Consider the following 17,865-nt stretch of genomic DNA (forward strand, 5'->3'; position numbering starts at 1 on the left):
CAAATTGCCTTAATCATGGTCAAACTGCCTTGCTTGATACGGGATATTCACAAAAAACTGGGTGTAAACGTCCGGTTCGGATTCAAAATCGATAGTCCCACCGATTTTCTCAAGACTCTGTCGGGTGAGATACAAGCCAATACCGCGTCCGGAGCCTTTGGTGGAAAACCCTTCCTGATAAATGCGCTGCTGAATATCCGGCGCAATACCCGGCCCATCATCGCTGACCGTGCAGTGTAACTGCCCATCCTGATGATGAAATGTCACCGTAATTTCTCGATTATCCAGACCAGATAATGCGTCCATCGCATTTTCGATCAGATTGCCCAACACGGTAATCAATTCATTGGTGGCCTGAGAGTCGTCGGTATCCGGCAACAGGCTGTCTTCGCTGATGGATAACGTGACGCCCAGATCCCGCGCCCGGTTGATTTTACCCAACAGGAACCCGGCAATCACCGGTGATTTTACTTTTCGAATAATCGAACCGATTTCCGCCTGATAATTATTGGCGGTTTTTAAAATATATTCTTCCAACTGCGGGTAATATTTCAGATGCAGCATGCCGAGAATCACATGCAGCTTGTTCATGAATTCATGCGACTGGGCACGCAAGGCATCGGCGTAATAGGACATCCCGGTCAAACGTTGCAGCAACTGGCTGACTTCCGTTTTATCGCGGAAGGTCGCAATCGCACCGATAATATCGCCCTTCACCACCACCGGTACGGTGTTGATGAGCAGCAAATTGCCGTTGAAATTGATTTCTTCATCCTGGCGCGGCGCGCCAGAGGCCAGCACCTTTTCCAGGTTCATCAGTGCTGGCCAGCGGCTAATGGTACTGCCGATAGCCAGCGTTTCGCCGGAGCCGTGCTGGCTGAAGAGCCGTTTGGCTTCGTCATTGATGATAGTGACGCGCAGGTCGGTATCGACAGCGATCACCCCTTCCTTGAGTTGTTTGAGCATCGCGTTACGTTGCTCGAACAGGTTGGAAATTTCGAACGGCTCAAAACCCAGCATGATGCGTTTAAGGGTTTTCACCAGGAAATAGGTACCCAGCAGACCGACCAGCGCACCAAACAGAATAGTCCAGGGGATAATCCAGCGATTTTCGTTGATGACCGACTGCACGCTCGACAGTGAAATCCCAACAGCCACGACGCCAAGCTGGTGGTTATTTTCATCAAACACCGGCGTAAACACACGCAGCGCCGGGTCGAGTACCCCACGGTTCACCGCCGTATTCTCCAGCCCCAGCAACGCCGGGTAAAGATCATCACCGATAAAGTGACGACCGATCTGCTCCGGCTCCGGGTGGGAATGACGAATGCCGCCCATATCGGTCACGATCACAAACAACAAATGGTTACGGCTTTTCACATTCTCGGAAAAGCGCTGCACCAGCGCCGGGTCACCGATACCTTTGAGCTCATCCACCACGATCGGCGAATTGGCGACGGTGCGGGCAACCGCAAAAGCCTTATCTTTGAGATGTGCTTCAGTGAGTTCGGTAATGCGAAAAAACAGCAGCGCATACACCACCAGCAAGACGGAGCCGATCACCGCCGACACCATCAGGATGACCGAGGTACCTAATTTCAGCGGTGTCTTTTTTTTACCCATTTCTCGCTCCGGAATTCGCATCATCGATCCCGTTATCTTAACCTGTTCAGGCCCTTTCTGCCCGTGCTGATAACAAAACCGCCGCCCTTAACAGGCGGCGGATGAGTCAAACTGTCAGGCAAAAACCAGTTACCACATACCCAAGACTTTCCACCACAGGCTGCCGATACCTAACCAGATAGGAATCACCACCAGTCCAACCAGAAAACCGATTTTCCACCAGGTGCCCAATGGCAGGTAACCACAACCGAACATGATCGGTGCCGGGCCGCCAGAATAATGCGTTGTCGCCATAAACAGGTTACTGAACGCAGCAAACGCCAGCACCGTTAATACCGGCGGCGCACCGGCGGCAATAGCGATCGACACGAAAATGGCGTACATGGCGCTGATGTGCGCGACCGCGCTGGCCATGAAATAATGGCTGTAGTAGTACACCAGCAACAACAGCCCCAGCATTGGCAGCCAGTGCATGCCGATAACCGCGTGACTGGCGATACCGCCCAGCCAGGCTATCAACCCCATCTTGTTCAACTGCGTTGCCAGCATCATCAAAACGGCGAACCACACTACGGTATGCCAGGCTTCTTTCTCACCAGTGACGTCTTCCCAGCTTAACGCTCGGGTCAGCAACAGCACGCTCAAGCCACCCAGTGCGGTCAGGGTTGCATCGATATTCAGCGTCGCACCCAGCACCCAGAACACCACCAGTCCCAGGAAAACACACAGCACAACCCACTCGTTGCGGCTCATCGGCCCCATTTCCTGCAGGCGGACTTTAGCCAGCTCACGCATTTCCGGCGTTTTCTTCAGTTCCGGCGGGTAGAAACGGTAAAGCACCAGCGGAATGACGATTAACGACAGCAGCCCCGGTACCAGCGTGGCACTCGCCCATTCGGTCCAGGTCAGGTGAACACCGAACTGGGTCGCCAGTTTGCTGATCAGCGGGTTACCGGCCATTGAGGTCATGAACATCGCCGATGTAATGGTGTTGCACTGGAAAATGGTCTGTACCAGAAACGCCCCAATACGGCGCTGTGTCCCCTGCTCTGGCGTCGAACCGTAGGCTTCAGCAATCGAACGAAACAGCGGGGTGATAATACCGCCGCAACGGGCAGAGGTTGACGGCATCGCCGGGGAAAACAGCAGGTCGGTGAACACCAGACCGTACGCAAGCCCCAGGCTGCTGTTACCCAGTTTACTGATGAACAGAAAGCCGATACGACGGCCGAAACCCGTCTTGATGAAGCTGCGCGAAATGAAAAATGCACAGGCAATCATCCAGATAGTCGGGTCACTAAACCCAACCAGCACATCTTTGACCGGCAGGAGTCCGAGCGCCGACACGGCGGTGATACTAAAAACGGCAATAGCGCCAAGTGGGTAGGGAGAGAGGATCAAACCGACAACGGTAGCAACAAATATTGCCAACAGATGCCACGCTGGGGGATTCACACCTTCAGGGACGGGAATAAACCAAAATATAATGGCTATACCAAGGATAATAAAAAGCTTCACTAACCTGCTGTTATTTGCAGACATACTAACACCACTCAAGATTAAAACGAAATCAGCCACGTTTACCGGAGGCCCCGCGTTATGAGTGGAGGAGTTATTTTATTTCTTCATCACCCTTAAATTCGCTATCTGACAATCCAGATAAATAAAAAATCGCAAATAAATGCAGATAGCGGTTTTTCATCATGCCATCACCACGTTCATGACGGGTGCGGCCTGACAAACACAACGGGTACAGCATCAGCAAAAAAAAGACGAGAAAACAATAAAGAACAGGGTGCTTTTCTCGTCCCATCAAAATCAAGTGAAGTGATCAACGAGGAAAATAGTATTATTAAAAACGGAATAAACCATTGTTATTTTAATTACTAAATAGGTTTAATAATTTACTTTTAAGAATAAAAACGCCATTTCAAAAACAAATAAATATTTACTATTATCGTACAAAATAACAATTATTGAACATGACATTAACGATAATGTTAATGGTAATTTATCGCCGTATTTCTTTTTCACCGTGATTATTTATTGGTTTATTTCACCTGATTCGCTCATGAAGTAAAATAATTCTAAAGGGTTATTCACTATTCACCTTCTATACCCAAAATAATTCGAGTTGCAGGAAGGCGGCAATCGAGCGAATCCCCAGGAGCTTACACAAGTAAGTGACTGGGGTGAGCGAGAGCAGCCAACACACCTGCAACTTGAAGTATGAAGGGTATATATGAAGAAAACTATTCAGCTACCGTAAAGCGAACCACGGCCAGCCTTGAAGGAAGGCGCGGGAAGCGTGACGCGAAATGTTAAAAAACCGCTCACGGACACACCGCGAGCGGTCGGTAACAGAAGGAACAGAATGTTAAGCCTTATCGTCAGGCGCACTCTCATTGAGCGCGGGGACCGGTCGGCCAATAGCGATACGCTGCGGTTGCAATGCCTGCGGCACTTCGCGGATCAGATCAATATGCAGCAACCCATGCTGGAACTGGGCCTGTGACACATGCAGGTGTTCGGCCAGGGTAAAACTCAGCGTGAAGGGTTTGAACACCAGCCCTTGGTGCAAATACTGCACTTTTTTCTCTGGTAATGTCGGCGTGCCTTTCACGGTCAGACGCTGGCCTTCCACTTCAATATCCAGCTCAGACTGGCGGAATCCGGCCAGCGCCAGTGTAATGCGGTAATGGTTATCGTCGATTTTCTCGATATTGTACGGCGGGAACTCCACGGCGTCCTGATTACCCATAGAACTGGCGAGCTTGTCAAAGCCAATCCACTGACGCAGCAGGGGGGATAAATCGTAATTACGCATACTCATAACTCCTTCTGTGAAGCGAGATAATGGTTTCCGGCCGATGACCGGATCGTCCCCGTTCGGCGGACGAGTAAATGTCAGGATGCGGGCTGCTTGCGCTCACGCCCGGTCATCCACATAACGCCGCGACGTGGCACGCCAGCGGCCATGAAAGTTATTTGATTTCGATACGACGCGGTTTGAGCGTTTCTGGAATCACCCGCTGTAACTCAATAAACAGCAAGCCATTCTCCAGGCTGGCACCACGAATCTGGATGTGCTCGGCCAGTTGGAATTTGCGCTCAAAATTGCGCTCGGCAATGCCTTGATAGAGGTAATTGCGCGGGGTGGCGTCACCACTATGCGATCCTTTAACAATCAACATGTTGTCGTGCGCGGTGATCTCCAGTTCGCTTTCAGCAAACCCCGCCACGGCAATAGCGATGCGATACAGGTTTTCGTCAACCAGCTCAACGTTATAGGGAGGGTATCCACCATTCCCCTGGCTCTGGCCAGCCTCCAGCAGATTAAACAGACGGTCAAAACCAATAGCAGAGCGATACAGCGGGGAAAAATCGGGATTACGCATAAACTCTCTCCTGACAGGCAGCGAGGTCAATATCGACGGCCCTCCATTCGGACGGGCTCCTGGCCGCAGCTGCTGTATATCAGGAACACAGCGCCATACCCTGTCGGCGTATGTCTGCGGCTCTGATTGAGATATGGTGATTTGTCTCTGCTTTTCAACACGGCGGGAGGGAAATTTTTCTTATTCTCTAACCCAGTCCTGATGTAATCGCATACACTGGACAACGAGCACATTTTGCTAAAACATGTAAGCACATGCAGGTCGATGGCGGGTCGATGTAAGTACAGTCAACCACGTAACCGGGACGATTTACCTCAAGGTAACATGATGACCATTCTGAAAAATGCCTCATTGTCGTTCGTGCTGTCAGGCGGGATACTGGCGACGTGCGGCGGTTGCTCCAGCGTGATGACCCACTCTGGCGGCGAGCAGGGATACTATTCCGGCACCAAAGCCAGCATGACCACGCTGAAAGATGAGGACACCAGTTGGGCGATGATGCCGATGGTGGCGCTGGATGTCCCCTTCTCCGCCATGCTGGATACGCTACTGTTACCCTATGACTTCTATCGCACCCACGACGATACCCACAGCACCTCCGCGCGCGATCGTCTGGGGGAATACGAAAGCCGCCAGCCGATGGTTTCTCCACCGCCTTTGGTGGTGATGCCAGCGTCGGCAAATAACACCGGTCATTGATGCCCGGCCTGGCGGCGATGGATAAGCGTCATGGGGATCACCGCTTTATGCGGTTGCACCTCACCGTTTAACGCCTGCTGCATCGCGGTAAACGCCTGTTCTGACCACGCATCTTCATTCTGACGCATCGACCACAGTGTATTGGGCAAGAACCCCAGCATGGCGTGTTCATCGAAGGTGCCGATATTAATATGCGCCGGAATATAGCCATAGCGCTCACGAACCATGCTGAGCATCCCCTCCAGCACCGGCAACGACGACGCGATGAACGCGGGCGGCGGCGCATCGTGCTGGCGTAAAAACTGCTCCATCATCAACATACCGTCTTCACGGCGGTTATGGCTGGCTTCCAGCACCGCTGGCGTCAGGCCCGCTTGCTGCACCGACTGGTGATAGCCGCGCAGACGATCGCGGATGGCCGGTTGCTGTACGTCACCCGCCATGAAAAACAACGGTGCGGCGGGCTGGGCAGCCAGCATCGCTTGTGTCAGCGCCGCGCCGCCTTGCAGGTTGTCACTCATTACCAGCGGCAACTGTTCGATACCAAAATCGCGGTCCAGCAGTACCAGTGGCTTTTTCACCACCTTAGCGTGATGCTGCGCGGCCTGTAGCGATGAGGGCACCACAAAAAGCCCGTCGACATTACGCTGCAACAACGCCTCCACCAGCCGGTTTTCATACTGAGAGTCACTGTAAGAACAGCTGATCATCAGTTGGTAGCCCACCTCACGGCAGCGCGTTTCGAGCTTTTCGGCCAGTGTCGAGAAAAACAGGTTGGATAAACGGGGAACGATAAGCCCCAGCGTTTCGGTTTTGTTCAGCTTCAGGCTGCGGGCGACGTGATTAACGGTATAACCGTACTCCGTCACATACTGGTGGATGCGTTGCTGGGTTTTAGCACTGATTCGATACTGTTCCGCTTTTCCATTGAGTACCAGACGTACCGTGGTCACGGACAACTTCAAGGCACTGGCAATCTGTTCAACTGTTTTCGCCATGAAACAGAATATCCCTATGAGAACTGAAAGATAACCAGTGTAACGGAATAACTAACTCGACGCAGCTAAAGCGCGGCCGACCCTGGCCGCGATCAATAAATCACACGTCTTTGGTCATATCCCGACGCGATGTTTCCGGCGCTTTCCAGGCGGCGAAGGCCGCGACCAGCGCTGCTACCGTGACGTAAGTTGCCACCAGCGTCCAGGATTCGTTATCTATCGCCGTCAGCCCCTTGGCGATAAATGGGGTAAAGCCACCGGCCACAATCGCCCCCAGTTGCGCACCGATAGACGCGCCGCTGTAGCGCACTTTCGGGCCAAACAGTTCGGTAAAGAACGCCGGTTGCACTGAGTTAATGGAGTTATGGGCGATATTGATCAGCAACACATACCCCAGCACCATCAGCCCAAAAGAACCACTTTCCAGCAGATAGAAGAACGGGAATGCCATTGCCGCCGCGCACAATGCACCGAAGATGTAGATAGGACGACGGCCCACCCGGTCAGACAGCGCGCCAAACAGCGCGTGCATCGGGAACGCCAGCACACAGGTCGCCATGATCACGTTGAGCATGGTTTGCTTCGGTACGCCTAACTGCACGGTGGCGTAGGATACAGCGAACACCGTTGCCAGGAAGAACGGTACACTTTCCGCGAAGCGTAACACCATGATCAAACAGACACTGCGCCACTGATTACGCATCACTTCCACCACCGGGCTCTGACGCGGTGCGGCATCACGCTGATTCGCCTGCTGTTGCTGCTGCTGAACCTGCTGGAACACCGGGGTTTCATCCACCTTACGGCGCATGTACAGCCCTACCATCACCAGCGCCACGCTCAGCATAAACGGTACACGCCAGCCCCAGGACATCAGTTGATCTTCCGGCAGTGTCGACACCATGGCGAAGATCGCCGTCGCCAGCAATTGACCGGAAAAACCGCCTGTCTGTGGGATAGACCCCAACAGGCCGCGACGATTGGCAGGCGCGGTTTCCACCACCATCAGCATCGCGCCGCCCCATTCGCCACCGACCAGAAAACCCTGCACAAAACGCAGCACCACCAGCAAAATCGGCGCCCAGACCCCGATCTGATGGTAGGTCGGCAGGCAGCCGATCAAAAAGGTCGCCATCCCCATGCCACCGAGGGTAATCAGCAGCGTCAGCTTACGCCCTAGGGTGTCGCCCATGTGGCCGAAAAAGATACCGCCCAACGGACGGGCGATAAATCCCACGCCGAAGGTGGCGAATGACGCCAGCATCGCCGTTACCGGGCTGACGTTGGGAAAGAACAGTTTGCCAAAGACCAGTGCGCTCGCCAGTCCGTAGAGCAGGAAATCGTAAAACTCGATGGTGTTGCCAATCCAACTGGAGATCACCACGCGGCGAATGTTGGATTTATTGTGCATCGCCTGGTGTTGGGATAATTCCACGGAAATCGACATGATGTTCCTCGCTTTATGATTTTATCGCCCTTCAGGCAAAACCATCCGGACGCCGCCTAACCCGGAGGTTGGCGGGGGGTGTAGGGTACAGGTTTTTTTGAGTGCTACAACGACTACCCGCTGAATATCAGCGCGCAGTAAACGATATTTTTTCGATTCCAGGTGTAAGTCACATGTAACGTGTCGCCATCAGCAATAATGGCGGGATAAGAAAACTCGCCGGGCTCCTGTTCCAGACAGAGAGCGTCCTGCCAGTGTTCGCCATTGTCCGTCGAACAGGCCACGGCTAACGGATAGCGACGATGCCAGTTGCCGGTCACTGGGTTGTAAACCAGCACCAGACGGCCCGCGCCCAGATGCACCAGATCAACGCCGCTATTATTGTTTGGCAAACCCACCGCGTAAGCCTCGCACCAGTGCCGACCGAAATCGTCGGAATCGCTGCGGTATAACGCGCCACGGGTACTGCGCATCAGTACATGCACCCGTCCGGGCGACGACTCCCACGCCGACGGTTGGATAACACCGTCCCACTGGAATACACGCGCCAAGTCGTTTTCCCACAACGCTGCCTGCTCCAGCCCCGACCACAGAGCCTCACGGCCATGCTCGCCGGGTAAGCGATGGGTCAACGGGATAGGCGCGCGCTGCCAGCTCTGCCCCTGATCAGCGCTGAGATCGACAAACGCATCCCAGTGGCGGTCATCCTCGACGGACGCGGGAGCCAGCCACTCGCCGTTCGACATCACCAACAGCTTATTCTTCACCGGCCCGCGCGGTGCGCTGTCGCCGGGCACCAGCGGGCGAGGTGCGGACCAGCTCGCGCCTTCATCCGTGGACAGCTGTACCCGCGTCTGCCAGTGGTGTACGTCAGCCCCCACCTTGTAGAACAGCCACAGCGTGCCCGCCTGCCAATGCAGCACCGGGTTCCAGTGCGCCAGTCCGTCTTCCCAGGCCACTCGAACCGGCGGCGACCAACGCCCTTGCTCATGGCTCGCCAGCCAGATGGCGGTATCGCCACTGCCTTCTTTTTCACCGGCAAACCAGGCGACCCGCAACCGCCCACCCGGCAACGCCACCACGGTTGAGGCGTGGCAGTTGCCAAAATAGTCGTGCCCCTCGGGCAGGACATATTGTCGTTTTGTCGTTGTCAGCCTCATCAGGATGTCCTTGCGTTAGCGTGGCGATACCGGGAGTGCGGCTGCCAGCGTATTGCCCAGCCGGAGCATGCTCTCGATAGCCTGTGGGAAAAAGCTCTCGCCGTAAGCCGCACTGTTGCGTACCCGGCAAACGTGGGTCGAGAACGTACCACATTGTTGCTGATAGAACTTGGCGCAGGCCGGATAATCGAGAAATTCCGCCAGCGCCGCCGTACCGAGGTAGTCCGCCAAATGCGCCGCCGCCTCCGGGTGCTCCCGCCAGTGCTCGAACAGCCACACGTACAGCTGCGGATGGAAGTTAGCCATCACACCGCTATAGGCCTGACACCCCGCCTGCAACGAGGGCAGCAGCGTCTGGCTATTGGCATTCGCCAGATGCAGGCGGGAACCCTGCGCCAGTTGCAACCGCCGACGAATGGTAGGCAAATCGCAGCAGGTGTCTTTGATAAAGGTGTAGCGCTCGCTGCGCGCGCACCAGGCGACGGTCTCGTCAGACAGCAACCGCTTGTAAGGATAAGGACACTCGTAAATCCCCAGATCTACCTGCACGGGCAGTTGCGCCGTCAGCGCCTGCAACCGGGCCAACACCAGTTCATCCGACTCACCGGCCAGCGCCAGCCGGTTACTGATGAGGATCACGCCGTCAACGCCGGTTTCCGCTACGCCGTTGAGTTGATCCACCTGCTGACTGAAGGCGCTGGCGGTGTGGCCTGACGCCACGACCGGTACCCGGCCATCCACCTGCGCGACAATAAAGCGCACCAGCTCGCGGGTTTCGGCGTCGCTTAAGAAAAACATCTCGCTGGACTGGCAGGCGGCAAACAAACCGTGTACACCCGCCTGCAGATACCACTCCACCAACCGCGCCAGCGACGCGTAGTCGATTTCGCCACGCGCATCGAACGGGGTGAGCATCACCGGCCAGATGCCGGTGTACTTGTTTTGATCACTGATTGAAGGATTGTCGTGGGTCATGATGTTACTCCGCCAGCAGTGAATGAGCGTCGCCCGCTACCCATACCTGGATATGCTGCGTCAGCGCCTGGGCAACAAAGGCTTTCAGTACGTCGGCGAGTTTATCGTCGTCCACATACGCCACCGTCAAATGGTTACTCTGGTGACCCGCCATCAGGTCATCACGGGTCACGCCGTCCAGCACCGCGTTGAGCAGCGGCCACTCATAGTTGGTAGCCCGGCGACGGCGCTCGAACTCGTCCGCAGGCAGTTCCACCGCGGTACCGGTACCGATATGCATGACAACCTGCGTTCCTTCGTAGTGCGCCCTCGCCCAGACAAAACGCCCCGCTTTACCCTGACCGGCAATCGTGGAGCCGCCATACGGGAAAAACATCGGCGGTTGACGATAGCCGGTAGCCCCCGCAATACCGCCTTTAAGATGGGCGAACGGCACCGCGCCAGAAATTTCCAAATCCCAGTAGAAAACGCCCTGATACTCACTGCCCCAGCGAATATCGTGCAGCGTGGTTTCTGCCGGTAGTCCCAACCCGTGCAGCAGGTGCCACAACATGACCTGCGGAATGGCGCTGCCCATGTCCACTTCATTGATGCAGGGGATGGCGACATCAGGACGAATCGGTACGCCCTGCTCATCCGGCAGCGGGAAACGCTCCGCATTGCCGATCGCGCCTTCGGCGAAATCGGACGCGGCGCAGCTGTCTTTCAGTCCCTGCTGATACTGCACCCCAACCGCCGACAACCCGAAACGCTGTACGAAACGCGCCATCGCGATCATCATCGCGCACTGCTCCAGTACCTGTTCGCGTGTCAATTGGCGGCTGGCGTCATCGCCGAACTCAAAACGCATACCACGCTGCTCATACCACGCCAGACAGCTTTCCCGCAGGCTATGCGGCACTTTCGCCATCTCCACCAGCAACGCCGACTGGGACAACGACTCGATCGGCATACCGGTCTGGATCATCGCCTGTTGCGGGAATACACCGTTAATCATCCCCATACAGAAGCTATCGAACAGCCCGATAATCGCCTTGTGACGCAAAATGTAGTCGCCGACCTGGCGGCCAATCTGTCCGGCAGTGGTCGCCAGCACCGGGTGAGAAGCCGCCACCGGGCGCAGGTAGCCGGTCTTGTGACTTACCGCGCCGTCACGCAGCCAGGTCGCCAACCCCTGATGGAACGCCTCATCATCAAAGGTTTCCGACCACAAACGGGAATAACTGCGCCCCAGGCTGGTCAGACAGCCCGCCATACACAACATCCCCACCAGCCCCGGCCAGGTGCCGTCAAAGTTGGCCAGCAACAGCACCGGACCACGGTGATGCACCAGTGACGGCGCAATATGGTGGGAATACTGCCAGGCGGTCAGCAGCACAATCACTGGCGCATCCGGGTCAAGTGCGGCGAAAACATCGCTGCCCTCCCGCTGAGAGCTGATGAAGCCGTGCCCGCGCTCGGTGTCTACTGCGTGGGCGCGCGTCATGCGGTACCCCAGGTGTTCCAGCGCGCTCTGCAGGCGGCTTTCAAACTGTTGTTGGGTCGGCCAGCAGGTCAGGTTAGCGGATTCACGCAAGTCCGCATTGGTAACCAGCAAAACCTCACGTTCGCCCACGGAAAGCGGGCGGGGTGAAACGGGAAGATTCAGTGTCAACATGGGTAACTCCTGGTGTCGGCTCCGGACGGTGCCGGAAAAATTCGGCTATCAGTGACGGCGCATCTGTTGCTGTGCGGCCTGCTGGTAGTCATACATCTGCAAATAAATCTGATATTTATCGTCGTGAAACGGTTGATGACCTCGATCAGCGCGGATAAGCACACCGGGGCGCACCAGCGACTGTGCAGCCTGCGGCAACGAAGGATACGCGCCGCACGCCACCGCCCCCAATAACGCCGCGCCGAGCGTGACCGCATCCTCCTCACTCGCCAGTTGAATGTCGCACCCCGTAATGGCGGCGTATTCCCGCAGCCACAGCGGGTTTTTGGTCGCCCCGCCACACATCACCAGCCGGGTAATACGATGACCGGACTGATTCAACGTCTCGATAATGTGTCGGGTGCCGTAGGCGATGGCCTGTAACGTCGCCAGATAAAGCCGGGCCAGCGCGTCCGGGCCTTGTTCCAGCGTCAGCCCCATCACCATGCCGCGCGCATCCGGGTTCGCCCGTGGCGAGCGATTACCGTGGTGATCCGCCAGCACATGCAGGTGGCGGGTCGGTAACGGCTCGCGCTGCTCCAGTAATTCCACCCACTCATTCAATACGGCATACGGGTTACGCTGCTGCTGTTCGGCCAGCGCGAGCAGTGTCGGCCACTGGACATGTTGATGTAAGGTCCACTCCACCAGCGCTCCCGCCGCGCTCTGCCCACCTTCGTTGAGCCACCATTGCGGCAGCATCGCTCCCCAGTACGGCCCCCATACGCCGGGCACCTCGACCGGTTGACGACTGACCAGCATATGGCAGTTAGACGTCCCACTGATGATGGCCAGGCTCCCTTGCGGTTCACTGCCGACCAGCGCCAACCCACCGGCATGTGCGTCGATGATGCCACCGGCGACTACCACGTTTTCCGGCAATCCCCAGTCACGCGCGACGTCAGCCGCCAGTGTCCCGGCCGCTTCACCCAGTTGCAGGATGCGTGGCGGGATTTTCTGCACTACATCGTCCAACCCAACCGCCTGCAACAGACCGTCGCTAAAGCGATTTTCATGCGCCAGATAGTTCCACTTACACGTCAGGGTGCAGACACTGGCCACATCAGCGCCGGTGGCGCGCCATACCAGATAGTCCGCCAAATCAAAAAAACGCCATATTTGTTTGTAACGTGCGGGGAAATGGCGCTTCAGCCACAAGATTTTGGGTAATTCCATCTCGATACTGACTTCACCGCCCACATAACGCAGCGCCTCGTCGCCGGTGGCGTTGATATCAGCGGTTTCGGTTGCGGCGCGGTGATCCATCCACATGATGATGTCCCGCTGCGGGTCGTCCTGCTCCGCTACCGATACCGGTTGCCCTTGCAGCCCCACCGCCACCAGCGAGCAGGTGGCGTCGATGCCAATAGCGCGGACCTGCGAAGGTGCAACCGCCGCCCCACTGAGCGCTTCACGCACACAGGCCCCCACCGCTTGCCAGATATCCGCCGACGATTGCTCCACCACATGCGTGCGGGGATGAAACTGTTCAATAGGCCGCACTGCAAACGCCAAACGCTGGCCATTGCCGTCAAACACCCCGGCCCTGACACTGGCTGACCCGACATCCACACCGATAAAGCAATCGTTTTTCATGTTGAAATCTCTTTGCTAAGTCGAGTTAGCAATTTATTTGAAGCATGGAGAAGATGACAATGATTTTTGTTGCGAACTGTGAGGCAGATCGGTGAATAAAAAATAATCGTTTGAAAGAAAACAGTTTTATCAGACAGGAAAAATTGCCTCGCGATGAACACCGCAGAGGAGGTGCTGACGCGGCGTCAGCACTGGGCGGCGCAGACATCCGGTACGCGCCGCCTGAGGGAAAACCGGTGGTTAACGGGCGACCGTCACCACAAATATCTGGCTGAAACCGTCAATGTCCCGCAGGTAGGCAAGGCGATCACCATTGGGTGAAAACACCACCGCATCCCCTATGGGCGGCGTTTCACTGCGTGCCGTCTGGCGAATCAACCGGCCGGTGGCGACCTCGCACAGCATCACGCTGTTGTCGGCAATAAACGCCAGAGAGTCACCGTCCGGATGCCAGTTGAATGCTGACTGTATCGGCCAGTCGCTGTGCGTGACCTGCCGCGGTTCACCGCCGTTCGGTGATACCGTCCACAGTTGCACAATGCCACGATCGTCTTTCATCAAAAACGCGATTTGGCTGCCATCCGGCGAGCTGCGTAACCAGTGGCGCGGTTGATTCAACACGCCGGGGTAAGCCCTGTCGGCGGTAAAGGTGAGTCGACGCTGGAACACACCGGCTGGCGGCGCGGGCAAGGCGTCATCAGTCCCCCCCAGCGGGCGTTCGCCAGGACGGGCGTAGTCGTCCAGTTTTTCTGGTAAATCAACAATAAACACGTCAGGCACTTTTTCACCGCACGCCGATAGCGTATCGCCGATAAACGCCAGCGCCCAGCGCTGGCGGCTACCGTTCGGGCGGACATAACCGGCATTGCCGACCCAACCTTCTTCGTAAGCGCGGTTAATATCATCGCTGCCAGGACGCGGCTGCGGCGTGGTATGGCTCACCAGCACACAGTAATGGCTACCGTCGTGCTCACGCGGATGGCGGTGTGGCGCGTCAACCCGGTGCAACGGCACCGCTACGCCGACGTTGCGCAAATCCAACGCCGGGTCACGCTCATGCAACACATGGTCGTTGTAGGTAAAGCTCAGGCGAGTACCGTCCGGGCTGAACACATGCACATGAGAACCGCCGCGCAGTGCGCCAGCCAGATAGGGGGCCGTCAGGACACAGGCATCCAGCGTCGTAGCCTGCTGGCGATCGTCATCGGCTACCATCACGCCACGGCGATGATGAAAATCATACTGCCAGTGCGCATCGGGATTTTCCGGACCGTGGATAAACACGTAACGTTGCGGCGGCACCGGGCTGCCGGTCGCGACACCAACATGTGCACCTTGCCCGGCACGGTAAAGCACCTCGCACTCGCGGGTTTCCACATTGACGCGCTCAATCGTCGAACCGGTAAACGAAGACCCCTGCGGCCGGACATCATAAATCAGCCAGTTTCCATCACATGACCAAATATTGATGTTGGTCAGCTGATGTGAAAACGCCCCACATGTTATCTGCCTGTCTTCATTCATCACAGATTCCCCGCTTTGATAAATTAACTTGGCATATCATAAAAAACCACGCAATGAATGACAAAAACAATGAAAATCAGCGGTTTGTTTACAATACCTGACTGTATTGTTGGTCAAAAAAGTAGAAAGATAGCGTCAACAACCTCCGTTTTCCACGAAGGCTAACAGGGCGTAACCTCTGCGTTATATCGAAAGAGCAAACGCCTTTACCAAGATGACCGAAAAAGGAAAGAGACATGAAAAACATCAAAACCATCGCTATCGCCGCCGCCCTTGCCACCGTATCTTTTGGTTCTTTCGCGGCCGCTCATAGCGTCAGCTATGCACAGGCTCAACAACTGGAAAAAATCGGTGCCGTGTCCGCCACCGCCAATGACGTGACCTCGCTGCAAAACAAACTGGCGCACGAAGCCAGCGCAGCCGGCGCTTCCGCGTACACCATTACCTACGCTGGTGGCGACGATACCCTGCACGGCAATGCGACTATCTACAAATAATCCTTGCCCACGAATTCATCATTACCCCTCAACCCCGGTGCCTGTGTCCCCCCGGGGTTTTTTTATTTTCGACGCCGTACACACCCGCTTAATTCAACGCTTACTTATCACCGCTGAAGAGATGATCGTACACATGCTGGAGATGACGCTCCATGCTGGTACGCGCCCGGGCCGGGTCGCGCGCAATGATGGCGTCGGCGATGTCGGCATGATCCTGATTCATGGTGCGGGGGAAATCGGAGTCGGCATAGAGCGTTTCCAGCCGGACAAATCGGCTGCTCTGGCGCTTGTTCCACAGATATTCCATCATGTCCTGCAACACCTCATTGCCAGACATTTCGCTCACCAACAGGTGGAATCGCTTATCTTCATGCAGAAACTGCGCGTCATTAATGTGCAGGCGAGACAAATCGCGGGTGATTTCCTGTAGCGCGGCACGCTGTTCGTCGGTGGCATGTACCGCCGCCAGTTCCGCCATCATTGCCTCGTAGACCTGACGGGCCTGAATAAACGCCCGCAGGCTGAACTCGTCTTCTGGCAACACGACGGACGGCGCTTCCGGCAGCGGATCGTTAACGTAAACGCCATTGCCGGTACGGATTTCTACCCAGCCGGTAATCTCCAGCGCAATCAACGCTTCACGGATGGACGATCGGCTCACCCCCAGTTGTTTCGCCAGCTCACGCTCCGAAGGCAGCAATTGCCCGGCCGCAAACTGACCATTTCTGATGCAGTTAATCAGCAGTGTGGAAATCTGCCGATACAACCGCTCAACCTTCAGTGTGGGTAATACCATATCCCCTCCGGATCCCCCGTCAGTCGTGTCCTGTAAACCGATGTGATGCCGACATGTGATGCCAACAATAGCCCGCAGCTTACCATAGCCGTCAAAACGTCAGAAAATTAAATGCCCCGGTCTGGCGCTTGCGCGTCATCGTGCCGTCTGCCTGATGTTTACGTGATCTAAATCACAGAAATATCACTACAGGTGGTGAATAGTGAGCTGGTCAGGCGGTCAGGCCACCAGACCGACCACCACACTAAACATAGCTTAAGGAGCTACATTATGGAACACACCTGGCGCTGGTACGGCCCCAACGATCCGGTGTCGCTGGATGATGCCCGCCAGGCGGGCGCGACCGGTATTGTCACCGCCCTGCACCACATCCCGAATGGGGAAGTGTGGAGCATTGAAGAGATTAAGCAACGTCAGGCGTTGCTGGCGGAAAAAGGGCTGATCTGGTCAGTGGTGGAAAGCGTGCCGGTGCACGAATCCATCAAAACCCAGACCGGCGACTACCGGCGTTATATCGCCAATTACCAGCAGTCGCTGCGCAATCTGGGTGCCTGCGGTATCGATACCGTGTGCTACAACTTCATGCCGGTGCTGGACTGGACCCGTACCGATCTGGAATACCCGCTGCCAGACGGCTCCCGGGCGCTGCGTTTTGATCACACCGCTTTCGCGGCGTTTGAGCTGCACCTGTTAAAACGTGACGGTGCCGCTGCCGACTATACCGATGAAGAACAACGTCAGGCTGCCGCGTATTTCGCCGCCATGACCGACGCTGACAAAGACAAGCTGACCCGCAATATTATCGCTGGTCTGCCGGGTGCTGAGGAAGGCTATACGCTGGAGCAGTTCCGCGCCCAACTGGCACAGTACGACGGTATCGACAAGGCGAAACTGCGCGAGCACATGGCGGAATTCCTGCGGGCAATCGTGCCGGTGGCGGAAGAAGCCGGTATCGTGCTGGCGGTACACCCGGACGATCCACCGCGTCCGATCCTCGGCCTGCCGCGCATCGTGTCCACCATTGAAGACATGCAGTGGCTGAAAGAGGCGGTAGACAGCATCCATAATGGCTTTACCATGTGTACCGGGTCTTACGGCGTGCGGGCAGACAACGATCTGGTGAAAATGATCGAAACCTTCGCTGATCGCATCCATTTCACCCATTTACGTGCTACCTGCCGTGAAGACAACCCGAAAAGTTTCCACGAAGCAGCCCACCTGAATGGCGACGTGGACATGGTGAAGGTGGTGAAAGCGATTCTGGCGGAAGAATACCGTCGCCGTCAGCAGGGCAATACTCGCTCCATCCCGATGCGCCCCGACCACGGCCACCAGATGCTGGATGACCTGAAGAAGAAAACCAACCCCGGTTACTCTGCCATCGGGCGGCTGAAAGGGCTGGCGGAAGTGCGCGGCGTCGAACTCGCCATCAAACAGACGTTCTTTAACGACTGAC

General features: G+C 56.1%; 15 protein-coding genes. 3 read left to right on the forward strand and 12 right to left on the reverse strand.

Translation table 11 applies throughout. The features are described from left to right. Positions 1 to 9: 9 nt before the first annotated feature. From DZE2538_RS19270 to ibpA, 4 genes are all read right to left on the reverse strand, one after another. Positions 10 to 1,623 (reverse strand): sensor histidine kinase, encoded by a 1,614-nt coding sequence (locus tag DZE2538_RS19270; RefSeq protein ID WP_019845333.1) that lies wholly within the window; start codon positions 1,621 to 1,623, stop codon positions 10 to 12. 129 nt (positions 1,624 to 1,752) lie between these two features. Continuing rightward, positions 1,753 to 3,165 carry an anion permease gene (locus tag DZE2538_RS19275; protein ID WP_038917018.1) on the reverse strand — a complete coding sequence of 471 codons (1,413 nt, stop codon included), beginning with the start codon at positions 3,163 to 3,165 and terminating at the stop codon, positions 1,753 to 1,755. An 835-nt stretch (positions 3,166 to 4,000) separates the two neighbouring features. Next, positions 4,001 to 4,450, reverse strand: coding sequence for a small heat shock chaperone IbpB (gene ibpB, locus DZE2538_RS19285; RefSeq protein ID WP_016942753.1), 450 nt, complete (start codon positions 4,448 to 4,450; stop codon positions 4,001 to 4,003). Between the two features lie 157 nt (positions 4,451 to 4,607). Further along, entirely contained in the window at positions 4,608 to 5,021 is a 414-nt protein-coding gene (gene ibpA, locus DZE2538_RS19290) for a small heat shock chaperone IbpA (RefSeq protein WP_016942752.1), read from the reverse strand. A gap of 324 nt (positions 5,022 to 5,345) precedes the next feature. Between ibpA and DZE2538_RS19295 the strand changes: the two genes are divergently transcribed. Continuing rightward, positions 5,346 to 5,720, forward strand: coding sequence for a YceK/YidQ family lipoprotein (locus DZE2538_RS19295; RefSeq protein WP_028085714.1), 375 nt, complete (start codon positions 5,346 to 5,348; stop codon positions 5,718 to 5,720). On the opposite strand, the gene DZE2538_RS19300 is transcribed toward DZE2538_RS19295, so the two are convergent. The 7 genes from DZE2538_RS19300 to DZE2538_RS19330 all read right to left on the reverse strand — a co-directional run bounded on the left by DZE2538_RS19300 (position 5,714) and on the right by DZE2538_RS19330 (position 15,116). Continuing rightward, positions 5,714 to 6,718: a LacI family DNA-binding transcriptional regulator gene (locus tag DZE2538_RS19300; protein ID WP_038917019.1), complete on the reverse strand. Its 1,005-nt coding sequence runs from the start codon at positions 6,716 to 6,718 to the stop codon at positions 5,714 to 5,716. The two genes, DZE2538_RS19295 and DZE2538_RS19300, sit on opposite strands and share 7 nt — an antisense overlap. A gap of 100 nt (positions 6,719 to 6,818) precedes the next feature. After that, complete coding sequence (locus DZE2538_RS19305) at positions 6,819 to 8,165, reverse strand: MFS transporter (protein WP_023641062.1); 1,347 nt, start codon at positions 8,163 to 8,165, stop codon at positions 6,819 to 6,821. 113 nt (positions 8,166 to 8,278) lie between these two features. Continuing rightward, positions 8,279 to 9,325 (reverse strand): sialidase family protein, encoded by a 1,047-nt coding sequence (locus tag DZE2538_RS19310; protein WP_038917020.1) that lies wholly within the window; start codon positions 9,323 to 9,325, stop codon positions 8,279 to 8,281. A gap of 15 nt (positions 9,326 to 9,340) precedes the next feature. Next, complete coding sequence (locus tag DZE2538_RS19315; RefSeq protein WP_038917021.1) at positions 9,341 to 10,300, reverse strand: dihydrodipicolinate synthase family protein; 960 nt, start codon at positions 10,298 to 10,300, stop codon at positions 9,341 to 9,343. Between the two features lie 4 nt (positions 10,301 to 10,304). Next, positions 10,305 to 11,957, reverse strand: coding sequence for a signal transduction protein (locus tag DZE2538_RS19320; protein ID WP_038914879.1), 1,653 nt, complete (start codon positions 11,955 to 11,957; stop codon positions 10,305 to 10,307). A 48-nt stretch (positions 11,958 to 12,005) separates the two neighbouring features. Beyond that, complete coding sequence (locus DZE2538_RS19325; protein ID WP_019845325.1) at positions 12,006 to 13,592, reverse strand: FGGY-family carbohydrate kinase; 1,587 nt, start codon at positions 13,590 to 13,592, stop codon at positions 12,006 to 12,008. 240 nt (positions 13,593 to 13,832) lie between these two features. Next, positions 13,833 to 15,116, reverse strand: coding sequence for a DUF3748 domain-containing protein (locus DZE2538_RS19330; protein ID WP_038917022.1), 1,284 nt, complete (start codon positions 15,114 to 15,116; stop codon positions 13,833 to 13,835). 236 nt (positions 15,117 to 15,352) lie between these two features. Here DZE2538_RS19330 and bhsA point away from each other — a divergent pair, with 236 nt between their 5' ends. Then, positions 15,353 to 15,613 carry a multiple stress resistance protein BhsA gene (gene bhsA / locus DZE2538_RS19335; protein WP_023641067.1) on the forward strand — a complete coding sequence of 87 codons (261 nt, stop codon included), beginning with the start codon at positions 15,353 to 15,355 and terminating at the stop codon, positions 15,611 to 15,613. A gap of 100 nt (positions 15,614 to 15,713) precedes the next feature. Here bhsA and DZE2538_RS19340 read toward each other — a convergent pair whose 3' ends face one another. Further along, positions 15,714 to 16,409 (reverse strand): FadR/GntR family transcriptional regulator, encoded by a 696-nt coding sequence (locus DZE2538_RS19340; RefSeq protein WP_012886680.1) that lies wholly within the window; start codon positions 16,407 to 16,409, stop codon positions 15,714 to 15,716. Between the two features lie 270 nt (positions 16,410 to 16,679). Between DZE2538_RS19340 and uxuA the strand changes: the two genes are divergently transcribed. Then, a complete protein-coding gene (gene uxuA, locus DZE2538_RS19345) occupies positions 16,680 to 17,864 on the forward strand; it encodes a mannonate dehydratase (protein WP_038917023.1) in 1,185 nt (394 codons plus the stop codon). Position 17,865: the final 1 nt, after the last annotated feature.

Source organism: Dickeya zeae NCPPB 2538 (assembly GCF_000406165.1).
Taxonomy (GTDB): Bacteria; Pseudomonadota; Gammaproteobacteria; order Enterobacterales; family Enterobacteriaceae; genus Dickeya; species Dickeya zeae.